The sequence below is a fragment of the Arthrobacter sp. TmtSoilC79 genome, from assembly GCF_059739405.1.
On the sequence record NZ_AP046052.1, the window covers coordinates 19214 to 40714 of the forward strand.

Genomic DNA, 21501 nt, shown 5'->3' on the forward strand with positions numbered 1-21501 from the left:
GTGATGTGGAAGGTGCCGGGCGGCCCGGTTTGGCCTGTCGATGATGGTCTCGGCGGTCGGTGGCGGGAGGGCCGCGAGCGTCCCTCCCCGCTAACAAAGGGTGGTCTCATGAGACTCGTCGGGATACCGGATGTGTTCTCTTGGCCGGCCTGTCATATTCCCTTGGTAAGGTCCGGGCATGGATGAACTCATGACCGAGCACGTGGCGTCCGCTGCAGCCCCGAATCTGGCAGACCGGGCCGGCTACGATACCGGCTTCCTGGGGCCTGCTATCCCGACCCCGGCCCTGCCGGGGGTGGAGACGGTCCTGCTGCCTTTACGCACTTTTCTGTGATGATGCGTCCTGACAAGCGTCTGGCCGCGGTCACTGCGCTGAACATGGACGGCAGCAGAATGATGGACGTGCACCGGGCAGGGATCCGGTGGCGGCTCGACCCGCGCATCCCCGGCGATCAGCAGACCAGGGAACGCGTCTACGCCCGCAACGACATCGACAGGGGCCACCTCGTCCGGCGGGCCTCGGCCGTGTGGGGCGACACCCGGCAGGAAGCCGCCGAGGCGAACGAGGACACCTTCCACTACACGAACGCGGCCCCGCAGGCGGCGAAATTCAACCAGGGCCTCGAGCTGTGGCTCGGGCTGGAAACGTATCTTCAGTACAACGCCGCGGACAACAGTCGCCGCCTCGTGGTGTTCACCGGCCCCGTCTTCGGCAGCACCGACCCGGTCTACCGTGGCGTGGAGACCCCACTCAAGTACTTCAAAATTGCCGCGTTCCTCCATCACGGCGACCTGGCGGCAACGGGCTACGTCGTCGACCAAACGCCCCAACTCGCCGACCTGCCCGACGTCCCCCGGCCCAGGGCGACCGAGGAGGCTCCCCCATTGGGCCCGTTCCGAACCTTCCAGACACCCATCCGGGACATAGCCGCCCTCACCGGCCTGGACCTGGACCAACTCATCACCGTGGACCGGATGCCCATCGCAGCGGCCCTCCCCACCGCCCGGATCGCCACAACCTGGCGGGAACTGCACTCCCCCGTCGACCTGGACCTCGACTTCGACCTCACCAATTAGCTGTGCAGTCAATCCGCCGACCGGCCACCAGCATGCCTATGACGACGTGCTCGCGGCCTGGATTGGTCACGTGAAGGCCTAATACCCTGGTGGCCACGGCGTCTACGAGAACTTCGCTGTCCGTGGTGCCCTGCGGAACTTCGTTGTGAAGACGGCAGCGCCAAAGCACTCGCTCGGCATGCCTAAGCACGCTGTCGGCAAATCATCGAACACCAGTGACAGTCCTGCACTCAGCAACGGCGGCGCAGTAAACGCAATCAGCGAAATGATCAAAAGGACCCTAAGCCGCTTTTGCGACGGGGCTACCAGTGATAGTCGTTGTGCTCAGTCGCGCCCATGCGCTACAACGAGTGGCGTCGTCCGGGGCCCCCGCTCCCCCTTTCTTTCTGTCACAGGGTGGGGGCGAGCAGCCTCCTCCTAGTGACGTCCTTAGTAGGCGAAACTGCGGTCGACTCCATCGAGGATGCGGTCCAGGCCGGGAAGCCAGTCTTCCTCAAGGCGGCTGGGGGGATAAGGGGTGTCGTATCCGGTGATGCGGATGACTGGCGCCAACAGCGAGTGGAAGACCGTTTCCTGGATTCGGGAGGCAATTTCGGCTCCGAGTCCTGCGGTCCGCGATGCCTCATGGGCAACGAGGAGCCGTCCGGTACGTTCTACTGACCGGATTATGGTGGCGTCATCGATCGGAGACAGGGACCGGAGGTCGATAACCTCGATGCTTCGGCCCTCTTCGTAGCATATTTCTGCGACCTTGAGGGCGACAGGCACGAGCGCTCCGTAAGTAACGATAGTTAGGTCGTTCCCCGCGCGGACAATTTCAGCTTTCTCAAGTGCCTGAGGCGTCCTGTTCGGATCCACGTCGCCTTTGAGCCAGTAGTGGCGTTTCGGTTCAAGGAAAATGACAGGATCTTGGCTGCGGACAGCGAGGCCGATCATATCGTAGGCCTGTTGCGGCGAGGACGGGCAAACCACCTTGAGCCCGGCTGTATGAGCAAAGTACGCCTCGGGCGATTCCGAATGATGTTCTATGGCGCCGATGCCCCCGCCAACCGGGATCCTTATCACCACGGGGACAGTGATTGTCCCCTCAGATCGGTGTCGGTATTTTGCCAGCTGGGTAATGATCTGGTTCATGGCGGGAAAAACGAACCCGTCGAACTGGATCTCGCAAACCGGCCGGTATCCTGCCATTGCGAGTCCGATGGCGCCGCCAACAATGCCCGCTTCCCCCAGCGGTGAATCGACCACGCGCTGCGGTCCAAAGGTTTTCTGGAGGCCGTCGGTCACCCTGAAGACTCCACCAAGTTGCCCTATGTCCTCACCGAGGAGCATCACTTTGTCGTCGGATTCCATTGCATGGCGCAAACCGAGGTTAAGTGCGTGCGCGATTGGCATCTTGCTTATCGTCTGGTTCATTCTCCTGCCTCCACGAATTCAATGTGTTCTGCCATCTGCTGTCCGAGTTCGACGGGCAGATCAACGTAGGTATTTCGGAAGGGCGACTCAGGACCTGGGCTGGGCAGGCTACGGCAACCGGTCCGCAGCCGCTCTGCCAGACGACTTTCCTCTTCGGCAATCTGGTTTAGAAGGGCATCGTCGATCTGTCCAGTGGAGTCGAGATAGCGGCGGAACCGGTCAATCGGATCCAGGGCGGCCCACTCATCGTTCTCGGCTCCGGAGCGGTATCGACCGTCATCGTCCGACGTGGTGTGCGGGTTGCGGCGGTAGGTGAGGGCCTCGATCAGTGTGGGTCCATTTCCGCTGCGGGCGTTGTCGAGAGCTTGTCTGGCTGCAGCCAGACAAGCAAAGACGTCGTTACCGTCCACGCGGACACCCCGAAAACCGAAACCTTCTGCACGCTGCGCGACGGAAACCCTGCTTTGGACCGAGTACGGGGCCGAAATTGCCCACTGGTTGTTTTGGCAGAAGAATACAACCGGCAAGTTCTGCGCGGCCGCCCAGACAAAAGCTTCGTTCGTCTCGCCCTCGCTTAGCGCGCCGTCACCGAGGAACACCATCACCGCCCGGTCCCGGTCCGGATCTCCGGTGCCAACGTCGCCGTCCCGGACAATACCCATGGCATAACCAACCGCATGCAGCGTCTGTGCACCGATGACCAGTGTGTAGAGATTGAAGTTATTGGCTGTGGGGTCCCATCCCCCCAAGGTCGTGCCACGGAAGAGTCCCAAGAGATTGACGGGATCCACCCCCCGGCACCAAGCCACGGCATGCTCGCGGTAAGTAGGGAAAACAACGTCACGCGGCTGTAGGGCACGGGCAGCCCCAACCTGCGCTGCCTCCTGACCCAACATGGACGGCCAAAGACCAAGCTCCCCCTGCCGCTGCAGAGCAATCGCTTCGGTATCCACCCTCCGCGCCAGCACCATGTCCCGATACAGGCCAGGACCATCCACCGTCTCGAAATCGAGCTTCAACACCTCATCGGTTTGGATAGATCCGTCCTGGCTTACCAGAAAGATCGGCTCTTCCGTCATGAACTGGTTCCCTTTCCTTTGGGATGGGCTGCCCGGACCATTTGGGCTGGTGCAGCACAACCCACAGAGGCAGAAGGCCGTGCGACTGGCCGAAGCCGTACCGTTGCCGCTGCGCAGCCAGGCGCAATCCGGGCAGCGGTCAGATCTACGACGCCGCCCTGTTCTGTGCTGGGGCCGGTAGTCGAAGCCACAAGCATGGCGCCCTCCTAGAAGTGTTTTTCCGACAGATCGTCGTTGAATGAATCGCTGACCTAACTCTGAAGAGGTGGCCCGTTGTGGTCAACTTGTTCCCTTGCAACTGAGCGATCTGTTCATTAGGAACACAAAGTCGCAGGCGGAGCTGGACTAAACGATTAGCACCGACGCCCTCCACTACGAGCTGCTGAAACGGCGCATCGCCCAAGCCCGCAGAGGGTGCCGCCGAACATGCATCAGAATTTGGTAACTGACGCAGGCCTGTACTGGCGAGACTGTAGAACCTGGAAAAGACAGTTGGGCCTCTTTCAGGGGAAGGCTGCAGCTGTGGTCTCGGCCGCACCCAGTGGATAGAACTTCCGGGCACCTTGCGGAGTGCGCGAGTGGGCGCGCGGAGCTTCGACTACCCGATGGTCCGCTTTTGAACGGACCCGACGAGCAGTGGGCCGTAGCTGTCCGCGCGCTCATGACCCACACGTCCTGGATCTCCACCGGCTCGGTGAACGTCCGACTGATCGCACGGGTTCTGCCACGTGGGTGGCTGGAAAGTGCCTATGTCCAGCGGCTCACCGTCTATGTCTGTGCTGGCATAAATTTCTAGGAGTGGAAGCGTGCGACCTTGGTCATCGCGGTCACGGTTCTTTCCTGGAAACTGGCAGATGCTTCTAGTCGCGGTCCATGAGGAAGCCGAGGCATTCCTGCGGCAAGCCACTCTATAGCCCGTCAGCACCACCCCCGCGCCAATGTTGGAGCACCAACGGCCTCCCCTACGAGCTCTGCGACCATGCGCCATCGATGGGAATGTCCGGCACCCTGCATCACTGCACAAGCTCGGGGGTTCGCTGCACAGTTCGGGAAATTTGGGTCGAACCAGCCGCGGCCAGGGTGAAGAGCTCTTCCGACAAGCCACAGGTAAGGCCAGTGAAATAACCGGCGCAGCCGACCAGTTTCTAGCCCTCGCTACAATAATGGCCAAATTACGCGTAGATCCGGCGGTCTCCTTGACAGCTTGTGTCTTCTAAGTCACAGTTTATCCATGCTAGCGGACTCTCTGGATCCAGAGGACGGATATCGATAGGCGAAGTCCTAATGCAGTTCGCCTATCGAGGCTTGACGACCCGGAAAGGTTTTCTCGTCCAAGGCCCACAGGACACGATGACAAACCGTGCCTGGTCTTCAAAGCAGTCAGTTTTAGTTACCACGAGGGTCGATTTGGAACCGACAAACTCGCCAGAGGCCTGCATTTACGAGATGGAACGGATCTGCAAGCTGCCGCCGACATCACCGCAGGTTTTAGTCGCGCAACCAACCCCAATTAGGAGCTTTTTGAATGAGTGGTCCACTTAGCGGTATGCGTGTCCTCGACATCGCCACCGTATTCGCCGGCCCTTTCGCAGCCGCATTGCTCGGAGACATGGGCGCAACTGTGCTGAAGGTGGAGATGCCTGGGGTAGGCGATCCGTTGCGCGCCCTCGGTCCGTTTCACGGCGACACGTCGCTTACTTGGGCCGCAGCGGCTCGAAACAAGCAAAGCATGACTCTCGATCTGAAATCGTCGGAGGGCCAGGAAATTCTCATTCGCCTTCTCGCGGAGCAGGACATTCTCATCGAGAACTTCCGGCCCGGCACCTTGGACAAGTGGGGCCTCACCATTGATCGGCTGCGGGCGGCGAATCCCAACCTGATCGTTGTCCGAATTTCGGGCTACGGCCAGACTGGTCCCTACGGGAGTAAGGCAGGCTTCGGGACCCCTGCGACGGCATTTAGTGGTTACGCCCACATCAACGGATACCCCGACCGTCCTCCGGTATTGCCGTCAGTGTCTCTGGTGGACTATCTAACCGGCCTGTTCGGCGCGTTAGGTGCCCTGGCGGCCGTTTATCAGCTGAAGGTGTCAGGTGGGCCGGCCGAGGAAGTCGACGCCGCTCTATACGAATCAATCTTCCGGATGCTCGAGGTGGTCGTCGCCGAGTACGACGCGCTCGGCACAGTCCGAGAACGCACCGGCAACGAGCTAGCAGCCTCTTGCCCTGCAGGAATCTATCAGGCAATGGACGGGCACTGGGTCGTCATCACCACCAGTACGGAGCGCACCTTCGCCCGGCTCGCCGAAGCGATGGACCGGCCTGACATGCTCACCGACCCACGCTACTCGACCAACCGGGAACGACTAGCCCGGAGGACCGAGTTGAACGAGCTGGTTACCGCCTGGACCGGCACATACACCCGCGAAGAACTGCAAAAGCGGCTGGACGACTTCTCGGTCCCGCACTCCCTTGTTTACGACGTCGCCGACATCTTCAAGGATGAGCACTATGCAGCCCGCGACATGCTAGTAGAGGTCAGTCATCCCACACTCGGCTCAGTCACATTGCCTGGAGTAGTGCCCAAGTTCAGCGAGAACCCCGGCTCTATTCGGAACGCCGGCCCTCTCATGGGTGAACACACCACATCGGTTCTCACTGGCCTGGGCTACACCGCCGAGCAGATCGCCGACCTCGAACTCAGGGGAGTCGTCTGATGTCAACTGAAGCGACAACCCCACTCGTCTCGAGAAGGGAGCATGACGTGCCGGACGGCCCGATGATTAGGGCGCAGGCAAACGGCCGAATTCTAGAGGTAGTTTTGGATCGGGTCGAACGCGGGAACGCTCTGTCTGCTTCAATGTATCGTGAGCTGACCAAAGTATTAAAAAGTGCGGAGAACGACACCTCCATCGGCGCACTCCTCATTCGCAGTAGTCGCGAAACTTTTTGCATGGGCGGCGACATAGCGGATGATCGCGGTCAGCGTGACCCCGATTACAGCGCTGCGATTCACGACTTTACCGAGCAGTGGCTATCACGGAGCATTCCGACAGTGGCCCTGGTCGACGGCCCGGCTCAAGCGTTCGGGTGTGCCCTCGCTCTTAGTTCAGATCTTGTGTTTTCAACCGAACGGGCCTGGTTCTCACTGCCTGAACTGTCACACGGACTTGTACCCGTCTACGCAGTCGCGGTCTTAAACGCGTCGGGGCATGCCGCGACCGGAGCTCGAATGATGTGGCAGGGCAAACGTTTCTCTGGCAGAGACATTAGTGGCTTCGCCAATAATGTCGTCCTATGCGCCTCGATCCAGGAAGCGGAAGAAGGCATTGCAAATGCTTTCCCCGGATGGCTGGAAGGAAATGTGGAATCCCTAAGGCGAGCAAAGCGATTCGCTAACAATGCGTTTGATGCAAACAGGCACAAGATCTTGTCCGGCGCCCAAGAAGCGCTTCAACAGGCCCTAGCGAACGCTGTCGAAGATCCAGAAAAAGCGCAGTCTTACCTGAAGGCGAACAGCTCGTCTAAATAGCCTCGAGAATTTCAACCAGGAAGCTGTTAGGGCTAATGCACGGAGGCGCTGCGCGCCAACCCCTAAATCCACCACTATGCCCTAACTGTCGCCGGCGGCCCAAGGTGCCGTCACTCCGCAAATGTTTGGAGTGCATCCCTAATGTATGGGCCCTTGAGTGTTGTAATCTAACCATTTCCAAGAAAGATGCATTTGGCACTACTGATAATGACTGTCGCTGGGCGAGGCAAAGCATATTCCTATTGAACAAGCAGTCGCGACAGTGCGACCGGCGCGGGAGCCCTGAGACTTCAGAACAAATTCAAATTTTTAGCCGCCTTGCTCAAGTTGGCCTGGCGCACATGGAAAGGCAGCTTGTAATGAAGCAAACTGTACTCGACAGAGCTCACAAGAAGGCATTTCGCCGGTTGATGCCATTCGCGGCACTGCTCCTTGTTGTAAACCAACTCGACCGCATTAATCTGGCCGTAGCCGGACCCAATGGAATGAATGCCGCGCTTGGGTTGACGGCGGCACAATTCGGCCTTGCATCCGGAATCTTTTTTATCGGATACATGACGCTTGAAGTTCCCAGCAATCTCGCCCTACACCGGTTTGGGGCGCGGCGATGGCTTGCGCGTATCGTCGTAACATGGGGAATTGTGGCGTCGTCCCTGACATTTGTTCCAGATGCAGGTTGGTTGTACGGTCTTCGCGTACTGCTAGGAATAGCCGAGGCTGGATTTGCGCCCGGAATCTTGGTCTACCTAACATACTGGTTTACGCGCGAGATGCGCTCACGCGCTACCGCCATTTTCCTGCTGGGTATTCCTGTCGCGGCCGCCTTCGGCGTTCCATTTATGACCCTGATTGGGGTGCATATGGATGGGTTCTTTGGACTTGACGGTTGGCGTGTGATTCTTCTGATAACAGGTCTGATGGCCGTGGTACTCGGGGTCGTGTGCTGGTTTTACCTGACAGATCGGCCTGCGGATGCCCGGTGGTTGTCAGCCGAGGAACGTCAGGTGCTGACCGAGGCATTGGCCAATGAGACACCGGAAAAAGCGGGTCATCACAGCATTCGCAGCGCCCTACTTAATGGGCAAGTTTGGTTGATCGCAGTTGCGCCATTTCTGGTTCTCTACTCTATGTTCGTCGTGTCGTTCTTTCTGCCGACCCTGCTCAAAGACATCAATGCCCGTGAGTCTCTGGGTCTTAGCAGCGTGGAGTTGGGTCTCCTCTCTGCAATTCCGTGGGCCATTGGCGGGGCGGGCATGCTTATTTTTGCCTTCAGGTCCGACAAGAAGAAGGAAGTAACTAAATACTTTGTTCTAGCGGCCACTATCGGCTCAATAGGGTTCTTTTTCCTGGCCATGTTTGGTTTGGATAACCCATATATTGCTCTTGCCGCGCTAACGGTGGCCATGGTCGGGGTTCTTGGATCCCTTACTACGTTCTGGGTTCTTCCGTCGCGACTCTATACAGGCGCCGCCGCGGCCGGAGTAATAGGCTTGATCAATACCATTGCCAATTTTGGCAGCTTTCTTGGCCCATACTCATTTGGTTTGCTCAGTGACGCCACGGGCGGATACAGGGGCGGTCTAATTGTCATCGCCGTGGCCATGCTGCTTGCGGGACTTCTCATTGCGGTGCGATTCCGCGACCTTGGGAGAGCCCCGAATGCCGAACGCGTCGGCAGCGTCTACAGGCTAACCGACGATGTTCCGGAACTCGTGGCCAATCAAGCAACATACCCGATAACGGCGAAGGCGGCGCCTCGACAGTTTCCGCAAGAGGATGACTAATGACACTGCCTAAGTTTGTCGTGGTGCGTGAAGTAGGCGCGCGGGAAGGTATGCAGATCGAGAAGGGTCCCATCCCGACTGCGGAGAAGATACGTCTGGTGAACCTTCTGTCCGAGTGCAACTTCCCGGAGATCGAAGTTACCTCGTTCGTCTCGCCGAAGTGGGTGCCGCAAATGGCGGACGCCGAGCAGGTCGCAACAGGGTTCACCCGGAAGCCGGGGACTGATTACACCTGTGTTTACCTGAACAAGCGGGGCCTGGAACGCGCACTCGCCGTTGGCACCCTGGACGTCAGGGCCGCGGTGATTGTCTCGGCCAGCGAGGAGTTTTCCCACAAGAACATGGGACGGTCCACCGAGCAGGTGCTTGCCGGCATCCCGGAGTCTCTCGCTGTTGCCCGGGAGGCGAACGTCCCTGTGGCCTACCTGTCGGTCGCGGCGGCCTTCGGCTGTAACTATGCAGGAGACATCGAACTGGATGCTGTAATCGATCGCTTTGCGCGTGCGCTTGCAGTAGCAGCGGATGCAGGTGTCCATATCCCCACTTTGCTTTTGGCGGACACCATGGGCTGGGCCAACCCCGAACAGATTCGCCGCACCGTCGGTGAAGTCCGGGAGCGGTGGCCGGAACACAACATCCGGATGCACCTGCACGATACCCGTGGTATGGGTATCGCCAACGCCTACGCGGCGATGCAGCTGGGAGCACGTGAGTTCGATGCTTCGGTCGCAGGGTTGGGCGGATGCCCATTCGGTGGGGACCACGGCGCCGCCGGGAACATCGCCACCGAAGAGTTCGTGCACATGTGCCACGAAATGGGAATCAACACCGGGGTCGACCTTGACCGCCTTATCGACGTCGCTCTCCAAACCGAGAACATTGTTGGACATTCCCTTCCCGGAAAAATAATGCGCGGACGCGCACTCCACACATATCGCGCTCCCTTCCGGAGTCCTCGAAATCCAGTGGCGCGGCGTTGACGGCCCTACGCTCCAGGTACTGCAGGGAGTATCGCAACGAAGGACCTAGTCCGCCTACTCGAGCTGCTGGGTATCGACACCGGCCTCGATCTTGAGTCTTTGAATATCACACGCGGTCCAATACGCAGTGCGGTAGGTCACCGGCTCGAGTCCTCGGTACAGCACGCTGAACCCGCGTGCCTCCTTTACCAGCCCCCGCCCCGCAGCTATTTGCTGACGAAAGAAAATGACGTCTCCCACGTCCAGACCTCTCAGCAAGAAGCCGATCTCTCGACCAACCAGCATGCCGTTAGCCCCGAAGCAGGGTGCTCGGCCCGGTCTTTCCGAGGAAGGACCACAATCATAGAAAGAATCTCAATGAAGAAGATTTCGTTTGCAGCACTATGCCTGTTCGTCGGTCTCGCAGCTACAGGCTGCGGCGGCGGCAACGCCCCGACTGCGAGCAGTGAAGAAAAATATCCCGACGGTCCCGTCAACATGACGGTGGGCGGGGCACCTGGCAGCGGCTTCGATCTAACGCTGCGAACGCTTTCAGAGGCCCTTGGGAAAAATGGGATTGTAGATGTCCCCACCCCTATCGATAACCGGCCTGGGGCTGACGGCGGACTCTGGCTCTCCCAAATGATCGATAAGTACTCTGGCACTGACGACCACCTTTCCGTCACATCGCTGGTAATGATGACGAATCATGCTCATGGCCTGTCGAAAAACAACTACGACGATGTCACCATGATCGCGCAGCTGATGACCGAAAAGTATGCCGTTGTCGCAAACACGGACTCGGTCTACAGTGATCTTCCGTCGGTCCTCAAGGCCGTCGTTTCCAACCCGGGGTCGGTACCCGTTGGCGCTGCATCCGATGATCAGATGCCCTTCGCGTTGCTGGTTGAAGCTGCGGGCGGTGACGCCTCCAAAATCAACTTTGTGGCCTACGAGGGTGGCGGGGAGCAATCTACCGCTCTGCTTTCCGGAGACATAGACGTCGCTATCGCTGGCAGCAGCGAGTTGCTTCCCCTCATCACATCTGGGGATCTCAAAGCTCTGGCTGTAGTGGGCAAGGAGCGTTACGAAAAGTTGAGCGATGTTCCGACTACAACTGAGCTGGGCTATGACGTCACGATCGCCAACTGGCGCGGGATTTACGGCCCCCCCAACATGCCTGATTACGCCGTCAAGTACTGGCAGAACGCGATTAAGGAAGCGCTCGAGACCAAGGAATGGCGTGATGCCGCTGAGAAGAACCAGTGGGTAACGAGCTACCGGACCGGTGAGGATCTCGATACGTTTCTGAAGGAAACGAACCAGCAGGTGATCGATGCATTCACGAAGATTAAGAAGGGGTGACCACACCAATGTCGGCTGAAAAGACCACCATTTCATCCCGCGGGCGCTCCGACTTGCTGTGTGGACTCGGCGTGATTGTTGCGGGCTCGCTTCTACTTGTCAGCGCGCTCGGCATAGACACTACTGTTGGGACAAAAGCGGGAATTGGTCCTGGGACGGTGCCTGTTGCCCTAGCGACCTTGCTTGTGGCCGGCGGTGCCGCGCTTCTCTTCACTGGTTTTCGGACGGGGCGGGCATCTCACACCAGGACGCAGACATCTTCGCAAGCGGAAAGCGACGTAGAAGCGCTTTTGAAGGAGTCCGAACCACCCGTCCCGCTCAAGAAACTCCTTGTCATGGTCCTCCTCTTTGTCGGCTATGCTGTCGCCTTTATCCCTCTCGGCTACGTGCTGTCGACGGCAGTTTTTCTCGGGATCGTGGTTACCGTCATCGACCCGGCTAAATGGAAGCGGAACGTGCTGTTCGCAATAGGCTTCTCAGCCATTGTTTATCTGGGCTTCACCCAACTCCTCCGCGTACCGCTTCCTGTGGGCGTGCTCGGGCTACCGGTAGGAGGCTGAGTGGACGCGTTCGGTTCTCTCCTAGCTGGCCTCGGGTCTGCAGTAACCCCGACCAATCTAATGTTCGTTTTCCTGGGCGTTCTAATCGGTACAATCGTAGGAGTGCTCCCTGGACTCGGCCCAATCACGGCCATTGCACTTTTGATTCCGCTTACCTTCGGTCTCGAACCCACTAGCGGCCTGATTCTGCTGTCAGGTGTTTACTACGGCGCGATGTACGGCGGATCAATTACCTCCATACTCATACGAACACCTGGCGAGGTGGCATCAGCTGTCACAGCGCTCGACGGCCATCAGATGGCCAAGAAGGGACACGCTGGGCCCGCCCTGGCCACCGCCGCCGTCGGTTCGTTCATTGGGGGCACATTAGCCGTCATCGGTCTAGTTTTTCTGTCTCCGGCTCTGGTCACCTTAGCCACAACCTTCGGAGCCGCTGAATACACCGTTTTGCTCGTCGGAGCGCTTGCGCTCACGGCATCTTTGATGAGTGGCTCGAAGCTGAAGGCCGGCATCTCCGTGCTCATCGGAATGTCATTCGGCGTGGTCGGACTCGATCCGCAAAACGCAGTGGAACGTTGGACCGGAGGGGCGATCGAGCTTTCCGACGGCATCGATATCGCTCTAGTCGCCATGGCCCTTTTCGCCGTGCCAGAGGCGCTTCGTCACCTCGCAGTCGGTGACCGGAAGCCCTCGTCTACGACGCATGTCAAACGGGCTTGGATGAATAAGGAAGACCTTCGCCTATCAGTAGGACCATATGCGCGAGGATCCGTAGTTGGGTTCTTGGCCGGAGTGATACCTGGCCTCGGACCGACACTTGGTTCGTTTGCCTCCTACTCACTGGAAAAAAGTGTTGCCCGCGGCGAGCGGAAGAAACTTTTTGGCAAGGGAGCAATTGAAGGTGTCGCCGGACCTGAGACCGCAAATAACGCTGCAGTCGGCGGTGCCATGGTTCCCATGCTGGCTCTAGCGATACCAGGGTCGGCGACAACGGCGCTTCTTCTATTCGTTTATCAGATGTATGGGTTGCAGCCGGGACCTCAACTTTTCGTGAACGATGGTCCACTCGTTTGGACGATCGTCGCGTCGATGCTGATAGGTAACGCCATGCTGCTGGCGTTGAATATGCCGATGGTTCGCGTTTTTGTGCCAATGCTAAAAGCACCACCGCCGCTGCTCTACGGCGGAGTGCTGGCATTTGTGATGTTAGGGGCGTATGCCCTGACATTCAGCTTCTATTCACTGTTGCTGCTTATCGCCATAGGTTTGCTCGGCTACGTAATGCAGGAGAACGATTTCCCGCTTACGCCGGCAATCCTGGCTGCCGTGTTACTCCCCATGCTTGAGTTGAATCTCCGTAGATCCCTACTCGTATCAGACGGCGACTGGACAACGTTCATTAGTCGGCCATTGTCGCTCATCTTGATCATCGTCATCGCGCTCGGCACGATTGTACCGGTCATCCTCAAGAAAATACGCTCGAAATATCAAACCGCTGCAGCGGAACCGCCCAAAATAAACGCGTTGGGTTAAGGGGCGTCGACTTCGCTTCTAGTTGGACTCAGCCAGTAGTGCGGGCAGGATGCGAGTCGAAAAGCTCCGATCGGCAGGATCACTTGAGCCGTAGGCGCGGCAGTGGTTCAGCCAGCGGTTGGCATAGGTCCGGGAGATCTCCATTTCCTTGGCCACGTGCGCCACGGACCGGCCGGACAGGTCACCCTCGATAAGTGATCCGCCTAGCAGCTTCGGTCAGGCGGCCCACGGAGGGACCCAGGAAGACCTCTTAGATTCAGTTGGCAGGTAGCCACCATCCTAAGAGGTCTTCCCCTATTGGCGATGTTACCCACGTCTTGGCGCAAAAGATCCGATACATAAGTGCTCCACGTTAAGCGGGCAAGGATGATCCGACCAAGGCGGGGTTGTCTTGCAGGGCACTTTCGTGTTGGTTCGGGGCTTCGTCCGGTCTGGCGCGCGTCGTAATCGACTGGGCTGTCAGACTCTCACGAAAATAGGCCAGCCACGGGCGATGAACACTCACTTTAGTGCGGTGCTTCATCCGGCGCAGCTGGCGGTCTGGTCACCCCGGTTGTTGGGTGCTGTTCGAGGACGACGGTGTAGCCCAATGCTTGTATCTGATTGATGGCGCATGCCCGTGCTTCGGCCGGCTGGATGATCGGGTCGAGGTCCCTGTAGAGCTCGCCGGTGGTGAGCATGTTTCAGATAACGATGAGGATCGAGTGTTCAACGGCGACGGGGGCCGTCGTGGTCCGCCACGTGCGGCAAGTCTTCGGTGCTTGACCGAAATACGTTTTGTTCGATCTGCACCTGGCCAGTACGACTATGCCGAGGCTCCTTTGAGCTATTTACTGGCTAGCAGCGATCGCCTCCCCTACGAGTAGCTGAAACGGTCCACGCCAAGCCCGAGCTTGCACCATGGGTTGATCGCACATTTCCCTGGTCAGCTCGAGAAGCGGAGTCGGGCCCAGCGTCGACCGGGCCTGTCCAAGCTAAACACCTGGCGGCTATGCAGCATCGGTCGAAAGATCCGGCACCGTCATACATCCTTTGCACAGCTCGGGGGCTCGCTTCCCAGGTCGCGAAATTCGGGGACATGCCACTTGTCCAGGTAAGTAACAGCTTAAATACACAGTTCTGCCACCGGTCAGGCCGGTAAACTGCGACTGCAGCCGAGGAGCCCTACATTTGTTGTAGTTTCACGAACCGTGAAGCCCCACTTTGCGGGGTTCTTGACAGCCACTGTCTTCTGAGTCACAGTTTATTTATGCTGTCCGGTGTTCTGGATCCAGAGAGCGAAATCTATGTAAGTGAGGTCCTAATGCAGTTCGCCCTTCGAGACTTGACGATCGGAGAGGTTCTCTCGACCCAAGCCACTCGACACCGTGACAAACCGTGCCTGGTCTTCGAAACAGTCAGTTTCAGTTATCAGGAGTTAGAGCTGGAAACCAACAGATTCGCTAATGGTCTGGGTTCAGCTGGAGTTGATTTCGGCGATCACGTAGCGGTTATGTTGGGTAACGGTCCAGAGATTTTGCTCTCAATTTTTGCTTTAGGAAAACTAGGCGCCGTAGCTGTCCCGCTGAACACATCGGCGAGAGGCAAGGGACTGGCCTACAATCTTGATCACGCTGATGCCACCACGCTGATCGCTGACGCACAGTTCCTTCCGCATATCGGGGCGATCATCCATTCAACCTCCTCTTTGAAGCGCTTGATCATCGTCGGCGAACCGCCCTCTGACACCGATCTGCCGGCTGGTCTTATCGTCGTGAAGTTCAACGATCTGAGGTCGAGCAATACACTTGCGCCCAAAACTGAAGTGAAATACAACGATCAAGCCTTCCTTATGTACACCTCGGGGACGACCGGTCCGTCGAAGGCCGTCATGTACACACACGCGTACGCCCTTACTTGGGCGGGGGGGTTTGCCGATGCACAGGGCTACCGCAGCGACGACATCATGTACGTCTCGATGCCTCTATTTCACGGAAACGGTTTGCATGCGGCCACGTATGCGTGCCTACTGGTCGGAGCAACAGTAGTCATAAAGCCACGGTTTTCTGCGTCCAAATTCTGGCGGGACATCTACTACCACGGCGCTACTCTAACTAACCTCTTAGGTTCGATGGGTGACATTCTGTGGAATCTCGACGCGTCAGAATATGAGCGCAAGAATCCGCTTCGCCAAATCATGGCGGGCCCCATACCAGACCGTGGTCGACAAATGGAAGAACGCTGGAAGGTCCGGTTAGTCTCATCGTATGGACTGACTGATTTCGGCGTTTCCCATGTTTCGACCGTCAACGATCCCCCAAGCAAGTTTGGATCTTGCGGATTGGTATCCCCTCATTTCGAAGTACGGATCGTTGATGATAACGACTTCGAGGTACCTGACGGGCAGATCGGCGAGATCGTATTGCGTACAAAGACCCCCTGGCACAGTTCCTCCGGCTACTACAAAATGCCAGCCGAAACAGCTGCCAGTCTACGGAATCAATGGTTCCATACGGGGGATCTCGGAGTTCAAGATGCGGACGGATTCTTGTACTTTAAGGATCGAAAGAAAGATGCGATTCGCAGGCGGGGCGAGAACATATCAGCCTTCGAGGTCGAGCAGGTACTGATGGATTACGAAGGGATTGCAGAGGTCTGCGCCTATGCGGTAGCCATCGATGGAGACGAAGAAGTCGGAGTTTCAGTACTTATTACCCCAGGTCACAACTTTGTTCCGGCCGACTTAGTCAAGTGGTGTGAGGGGCGGATGTCGTACTTTATGGTGCCGCGCTTTATTGACATTTGCCAAAATTTTCCCAGAACTGAAAGCGGGAAGATTCAAAAGCATTCGCTTCGCAAGGATGCACAGGCGAACGTCAAGCAGTTGTGGGACCGGGTGTCGGAAGGCGTCGAGGTTAGTCGGTTATGATGCAGCTCGAAAAGATCGTGGGGGGATTTCACTTACTGGAAGGGCCGGTTTGGGATGCGAATTCCGGTTTGATCTTCGCCGACGCGGAGGGAGGCGGGGTGTTTTGTCTCAATGAGACCGAACCTGGCCCCATTACTATCGTGCAACACCGACGAGGCATTGGTGGGTTGGTGCGTCATCAGAAGGGCGGACTTATCGTATCCGGTCGTAATGTTGCCTACAAGGGGCGCGATATCTCGTCGACGGTGGTTTTGCTAGAAAACACCCCGGATATAAGTGGAATGGTCGGGTTCAGCGATATGTGTGCCGATGCATCCGGCCGCGTGTTGGCCGGCATGTTAGGGTCACGGCCGACACAGGAGAACCATCTCTCCGATCATGGCAGCCTCTGGCTCATCGACCTGGACGGATCCGCCCGATGCCTGATACCGTCCCCCAAGATTCGGCATACCAACGGTTTGGCGTTCTCACCAGACGACACCAGCCTTTACTATGCAGATTCTGGGCAGCGGGCTGTATTCGTATATGACTACGACGAAGATTGTGGCCGCGTCGGCGAACCACGTCTATTCGCGACCATGGACGCTGGCATCCCTGATGGCCTAGCGGTCGCGGCTGATGGAAGTGTCTGGATAGCAAACGCGTTCGCATCTCGTGTGCTTGTTTTCGGCCCTGACGGAAGTCTGCAGCGCACCATCAACGTGCCTCAGGAAATTGTCACCAACGTTTGTTTCGGGGGTACTGCAATGGACGAGGTATTCATCACCACGGGGTCTTTAGACCCGACTGAGCGTGTCGGTGCTGTGTATCACCTGACTAACGACGTCCCTGGACTCCAAACCCACCAAGCAAAGTGCCCGGTGCTGATAGGAGCGACGCCCCCAGCGGTGTCCGCGAAGGAGGCTACTAATGGCACTGCCTAAGTTTGTCGTGGTGCGTGAAGTAGGCGCGCGGGAAGGTATGCAGATCGAGAAGGGTCCCATCCCGACTGCGGAGAAGATACGTCTGGTGAACCTTCTGTCCGAGTGCAACTTCCCGGAGATCGAAGTTACCTCGTTCGTCTCGCCGAAGTGGGTGCCGCAAATGGCGGACGCCGAGCAGGTCGCAACAGGGTTCACCCGGAAGCCGGGGACTGATTACACCTGTGTTTACCTGAACAAGCGGGGCCTGGAACGCGCACTCGCCGTTGGCACCCTGGACGTCAGGGCCGCGGTGATTGTCTCGGCCAGCGAGGAGTTTTCCCACAAGAACATGGGACGGTCCACCGAGCAGGTGCTTGCCGGCATCCCGGAGTCTCTCGCTGTTGCCCGGGAGGCGAACGTCCCTGTGGCCTACCTGTCGGTCGCGGCGGCCTTCGGCTGTAACTATGCAGGAGACATCGAACTGGATGCTGTAATCGATCGCTTTGCGCGTGCGCTTGCAGTAGCAGCGGATGCAGGTGTCCATATCCCCACTTTGCTTTTGGCGGACACCATGGGCTGGGCCAACCCCGAACAGATTCGCCGCACCGTCGGTGAAGTCCGGGAGCGGTGGCCGGAACACAACATCCGGATGCACCTGCACGATACCCGTGGTATGGGTATCGCCAACGCCTACGCGGCGATGCAGCTGGGAGCACGTGAGTTCGATGCTTCGGTCGCAGGGTTGGGCGGATGCCCATTCGGTGGGGACCACGGCGCCGCCGGGAACATCGCCACCGAAGAGTTCGTGCACATGTGCCACGAAATGGGAATCAACACCGGGGTCGACCTTGACCGCCTTATCGACGTCGCTCTCCAAACCGAGAACATTGTTGGACATTCCCTTCCCGGAAAAATAATGCGCGGACGCGCACTCCACACCTACCGCTGATCTTGTCAACAATTCAAACTTCCAGTAAACGACTTTCCAATAATGTAAAACGTTTATTAATACGGTCAGGAACAGACATGACGCAATACAATCTACCTATTTCAGACGCAAAGTCGAATTCGGGACCGGACGCGCCAGTGCGCGGCCAGGTCAACCGCCGAAGAACAGTGGTGTCAAGTGCGCTGGGCACTACAATAGAATGGTACGACTTCCTCCTGTATGGCTTCTTGGCGCCCGTCGTGTTCAATCAACTCTTCTTCCCGACGTTTGACCCAATAGTCGGTACAATTATCGTATTCTCAACGTTGGCTGTGGGGTATGGTGCACGACCCATTGGGGGTATCGTATTCGGCCACTTTGGCGACAAAATTGGTCGGAAGAAGATATTCATGGTGACTCTTCTGTTGATGGGCGCTTCTACAGTGGGAATTGGCTTGTTGCCTACGTATGAAACAATAGGCATATGGGCGCCCATACTCCTGGTCGCGCTTCGTTTTTGTCAGGGAATTGGCGTAGGCGGTGAAACGGGAGCCGGTACACTTTTAACCCTCGAAACCGCCCCGGATAATCGGCGTGGCCTGTATGGGTCAATCGTGATGGCAACCGCTAGCGTTGGCGTGATACTTTCTGTTGGTTCCGTCGCATTGCTGAGTTTGATGCCGCGGGAAGACCTACTTTCCTGGGGATGGCGTATCCCGTTTCTGGGCAGCATTATCCTGGTTGTAATAGGGGCTTACATCCGGCGCCGAATCACTGAATCACCGGCCTTCGAGAAGAAGCAAAAGATTGTAAAAGTTCCTGCCCTTGAGGTCTTTCGTACTGCATGGAGACCTACTCTTGCCGGCATCGCCTTGGCAATGGTTGCTTCCACTCTCTACCACCTCGTTGCGACTTTTGCGCTGTCGATTGGGCCTCGGAACTACGGTCTGTCCGTGACCGGACTTACCGTCGCCACCATGATTGCTGGGGTTGTTTCGCTGATCACTATTCCCCTCAGTGGTCGCCTGTCCGACTCGCACGGACGGAAACGCAACTACTACATCGGTATTCCGCTCGCAATGGTAACGGTCACGGTCTACTTCCTGTACTTACTGCCGTCGCAGAATGTTGTGCTTGTCGCATGCGGAATGGTTGTAGCTATAGGTGTTGCGCAAGCCCTGATGTATGGTGTCGAAGGCGCACTCATCTCCGAGAACTATCCGACGGCAGTTCGGTTTTCCGGGTTTTCAATCGCAAAACAAATTGGAACATTGTTGGGCGCAGGATTCTCGCCTCTGATTGCATCGAGTTTGGCCGCGGCGTTTGCTAACAATCCCTGGGCATACATCATCTTTTTTGGAGTAGAGGCTGTAATCGCCCTAGTCGCACTTACCCTTATGAAAGAAACCTACCGCGCTCCCCTGCAGCCGGCAATTCCTCGGTAAGCGGGCCCAGGTGCAGCTCAAATTTCTTGTCCCATCGAATGACAGCTTGGGCATCCTCACCGGCGGCGGCAGGCATAGTTAGGGCTGCCAAGTCCAAGGCCTGCTGAACATGCCTCCACGAGGCAGGAATCGAGGCCGCAGCCGCTCTCTGCGCGCCCGGTCAGATCACGGCCGCAACGTAGCGTCACAGATCCGACGGGTGGACTAGGCCGTGCTCAGGACCTAGGCTGTATCGGCTCCTCATAATTCGTGGGGAATTGAGTTCGTCGCATTGAGTACGGCTCTCTACTATTGAGTCGTGGACCGGTTGGTCTGGCTTCTTGATGGGCGTGGCGGTCTCGGCTTGCTAGACGCAGGATGGTCTGGTGAGGCGGGTCTGACTCTCGGCTCTTCCGACATCACCCCCCCGTGGTGATTGTCCTGACCACGACGTCTCGGCCGACCTGGCTCGCTTTCGAAGTGCAGCCCGGCAGGCTAGCGGTCGGGCAGCGGCGGACCCACGTGGTGGCCACCGCCGAGGCCGGCTGTCCGTCCTGCGGCGTGATCAACGGTCGTGTTCATTCCCGCCGACTCCAACGCCTGCGTGACATCCCTGTTGCGGGGCCGTTCGAAGCGCAGTGGTCCAAGCGTGGATTCTTCTGCGTTGAGTACTTGTGCCCGCGCCGGGCACGGTCCACCCGCCGGCTCCGCGATGCCCTCGTGACCGCTGTGATCAGGTCCGGCAGGGCCGCCGCGGAGGCTGCCTCCTCGTTCGGTGTCTCCTGGTGGCTCGTGCAGCGGGCACTGGACTTCGCGGTGCTGACGCTGCCCGATGTCGATGCCCTGGCACCGGGGATGCTCGGCCTTGATGAACACCGCTACCGGTCCGTGCGGTTCTTCCGCGACCCGGCCACCAGGGCGTGGAAACGGTACGAACCATGAATGACAAACCATTATGAATCTGGACACCGGCCAGGTTCTCGGGATTGTGGACGGCCGCGACAGCGAAGGCATCGGGAACTGGCTCTTCGCCCGCTCACTGGAAGATCCTTCGCGGCGTTCCGCAAGGCCCTGCGGATGTGGCTGCCGCGCGCCGCAGTCTCGGTCGACGTGTTCCACTGGGTCAAGCTCGGCAACGATATGCTCACCGAGGTCCGATGCGGCTCACCAGCCAGGTCCATGGCCGGCGGGGACGCTCTATAAACCCGGTCTGGGCAAATCGGCGATTGCTCCTCCGGGCCGGGGACTCGCTTTCGGTCCGGGCACGCGACAGACTGGCCGCGGTGTTCGCCAGTGAGGACGCCACGGGGAAGCTGCAGGCAGCCTGGCTGGTCAAGGAACAGCTTCGGACGCTGCTGGCCACGGGGTCTCTGGCCGACGCGGCCGCTGAAAAGGACCGCATGCACACCCTGGTTCAGCAGGTCGCGCAACCGGAGACGAACCGGCTATGGCGCACGGTCTGTCGGTGGCGGAAAGAGATCAAGCGGATGAAAGCGTCTACGAGTTGGGCAGGAAGCCTGCTCCTCGGCCGCGCACGGCGTGGAATCTGCGGCTTCGATTCAAGGAACGACAGCCGGTCACAAGCGGTCTCTTCGCAGTACCAGCGGTACCTCGACCACAGCAGGTCCACCGGCCCCGCCACAGGAACAAAGCGGAGTCGCTGAAGGCGGCGCTCTTTCCGGCGGGAATCGATGACCCCACAGCCTGGACAGCCTGGCGGCTGGTCGGCTTCAATGATGACCTGCCGGCGGCCGGCAGCGATGGTTACTCCGTCCAGAATAAGTATGTGCGCCGACCAGATTGCAATTCTTAGGGCCAGGAAATCGCGCCTGACTGGCGGCACCACGGATGCTGAGCACCGAACTCAGCCGCGCCGCGCCAAAACTGCGTAGATTTGCTGCCAGCTGGATTACAAGGCGGTGGGCCGCCAAGCCGGACAGCCTTGAGCAATCCACCTCCGTGACCGGGATCTGTCTACAAATCAATCACGTCCTTGAAACTCGGCAGCCAACTGTTCAAATCGCTGTCCTACGAC

The 21501-nt window shown here is 58.3% G+C and carries 19 protein-coding genes and 1 pseudogene; 17 read left to right on the forward strand and 3 right to left on the reverse strand.

Features of this window, described 5'->3' with window-relative positions; genetic code table 11:
• The first annotated feature begins 178 nt into the window (after positions 1–178).
• Positions 179–334 carry a hypothetical protein gene (locus AC6JA3_RS21920; protein WP_497920677.1) on the forward strand — a complete coding sequence of 52 codons (156 nt, stop codon included), beginning with the start codon at positions 179–181 and terminating at the stop codon, positions 332–334.
• Complete coding sequence (locus AC6JA3_RS21925) at positions 334–1077, forward strand: DNA/RNA non-specific endonuclease (protein ID WP_497920678.1); 744 nt, start codon at positions 334–336, stop codon at positions 1075–1077. The genes AC6JA3_RS21920 and AC6JA3_RS21925 overlap by 1 nt, the downstream gene beginning before the upstream one ends.
• Positions 1078–1506: 429 nt before the next feature.
• On the opposite strand, the gene AC6JA3_RS21930 is transcribed toward AC6JA3_RS21925, so the two are convergent.
• Together AC6JA3_RS21930 and AC6JA3_RS21935 are read right to left on the reverse strand one after the other, a co-directional pair.
• Positions 1507–2493: an alpha-ketoacid dehydrogenase subunit beta gene (locus tag AC6JA3_RS21930; protein ID WP_497920679.1), complete on the reverse strand. Its 987-nt coding sequence runs from the start codon at positions 2491–2493 to the stop codon at positions 1507–1509.
• The gene (locus tag AC6JA3_RS21935; protein ID WP_497920680.1) at positions 2490–3572 is read right to left on the reverse strand and encodes a thiamine pyrophosphate-dependent dehydrogenase E1 component subunit alpha; all 1083 of its coding nucleotides are present in this window, start codon (positions 3570–3572) and stop codon (positions 2490–2492) included. Before AC6JA3_RS21935 ends, AC6JA3_RS21930 begins: the two co-directional genes overlap by 4 nt.
• Positions 3573–4188: 616 nt before the next feature.
• Here AC6JA3_RS21935 and AC6JA3_RS21940 point away from each other — a divergent pair.
• The 15 genes from AC6JA3_RS21940 (at position 4189) to AC6JA3_RS22010 (ending at position 21130) form a co-directional block, all read left to right on the forward strand.
• Positions 4189–4368: a hypothetical protein gene (locus tag AC6JA3_RS21940; RefSeq protein ID WP_497920681.1), complete on the forward strand. Its 180-nt coding sequence runs from the start codon at positions 4189–4191 to the stop codon at positions 4366–4368.
• A 729-nt stretch (positions 4369–5097) separates the two neighbouring features.
• Entirely contained in the window at positions 5098–6288 is a 1191-nt protein-coding gene (locus AC6JA3_RS21945) for a CaiB/BaiF CoA transferase family protein (RefSeq protein ID WP_497920682.1), read from the forward strand.
• Positions 6288–7103: an enoyl-CoA hydratase/isomerase family protein gene (locus AC6JA3_RS21950; protein WP_497920683.1), complete on the forward strand. Its 816-nt coding sequence runs from the start codon at positions 6288–6290 to the stop codon at positions 7101–7103. Before AC6JA3_RS21945 ends, AC6JA3_RS21950 begins: the two co-directional genes overlap by 1 nt.
• A 359-nt stretch (positions 7104–7462) precedes the next feature.
• Positions 7463–8887, forward strand: coding sequence for an MFS transporter (locus AC6JA3_RS21955; RefSeq protein WP_497920684.1), 1425 nt, complete (start codon positions 7463–7465; stop codon positions 8885–8887).
• Positions 8887–9867: a hydroxymethylglutaryl-CoA lyase gene (locus AC6JA3_RS21960; protein WP_497920685.1), complete on the forward strand. Its 981-nt coding sequence runs from the start codon at positions 8887–8889 to the stop codon at positions 9865–9867. Before AC6JA3_RS21955 ends, AC6JA3_RS21960 begins: the two co-directional genes overlap by 1 nt.
• A 357-nt stretch (positions 9868–10224) precedes the next feature.
• Positions 10225–11211, forward strand: a complete 987-nt coding sequence (locus AC6JA3_RS21965) for a tripartite tricarboxylate transporter substrate binding protein (protein WP_497920686.1) — start codon at positions 10225–10227, stop codon at positions 11209–11211.
• An 8-nt stretch (positions 11212–11219) separates the two neighbouring features.
• A complete protein-coding gene (locus AC6JA3_RS21970) occupies positions 11220–11771 on the forward strand; it encodes a tripartite tricarboxylate transporter TctB family protein (protein WP_497920687.1) in 552 nt (183 codons plus the stop codon).
• A 60-nt stretch (positions 11772–11831) separates the two neighbouring features.
• Complete coding sequence (locus AC6JA3_RS21975; protein WP_497920817.1) at positions 11832–13304, forward strand: tripartite tricarboxylate transporter permease; 1473 nt, start codon at positions 11832–11834, stop codon at positions 13302–13304.
• A 1249-nt stretch (positions 13305–14553) separates the two neighbouring features.
• Positions 14554–16212: an AMP-binding protein gene (locus AC6JA3_RS21980; protein WP_497920688.1), complete on the forward strand. Its 1659-nt coding sequence runs from the start codon at positions 14554–14556 to the stop codon at positions 16210–16212.
• Entirely contained in the window at positions 16209–17135 is a 927-nt protein-coding gene (locus tag AC6JA3_RS21985; protein ID WP_497920689.1) for an SMP-30/gluconolactonase/LRE family protein, read from the forward strand. The genes AC6JA3_RS21980 and AC6JA3_RS21985 overlap by 4 nt, the downstream gene beginning before the upstream one ends.
• Positions 17122–18063, forward strand: a complete 942-nt coding sequence (locus AC6JA3_RS21990) for a hydroxymethylglutaryl-CoA lyase (protein ID WP_497920690.1) — start codon at positions 17122–17124, stop codon at positions 18061–18063. The genes AC6JA3_RS21985 and AC6JA3_RS21990 overlap by 14 nt, the downstream gene beginning before the upstream one ends.
• Positions 18064–18140: 77 nt before the next feature.
• Entirely contained in the window at positions 18141–19487 is a 1347-nt protein-coding gene (locus AC6JA3_RS21995; protein ID WP_497920691.1) for an MFS transporter, read from the forward strand.
• A 408-nt stretch (positions 19488–19895) separates the two neighbouring features.
• Positions 19896–20408: a helix-turn-helix domain-containing protein gene (locus AC6JA3_RS22000; protein WP_497920692.1), complete on the forward strand. Its 513-nt coding sequence runs from the start codon at positions 19896–19898 to the stop codon at positions 20406–20408.
• Between the two features lie 135 nt (positions 20409–20543).
• Entirely contained in the window at positions 20544–20669 is a 126-nt protein-coding gene (locus AC6JA3_RS22005) for a hypothetical protein (protein WP_497920818.1), read from the forward strand.
• Complete coding sequence (locus AC6JA3_RS22010; RefSeq protein ID WP_497920693.1) at positions 20624–21130, forward strand: transposase; 507 nt, start codon at positions 20624–20626, stop codon at positions 21128–21130. Before AC6JA3_RS22005 ends, AC6JA3_RS22010 begins: the two co-directional genes overlap by 46 nt.
• Here the strand turns inward: AC6JA3_RS22010 and AC6JA3_RS22015 are convergent.
• A pseudogene (locus tag AC6JA3_RS22015) lies at positions 21106–21312 on the reverse strand (hypothetical protein); the annotation flags it as partial. The gene AC6JA3_RS22010 and the pseudogene AC6JA3_RS22015 overlap by 25 nt on opposite strands.
• Positions 21313–21501 lie beyond the last annotated feature (189 nt).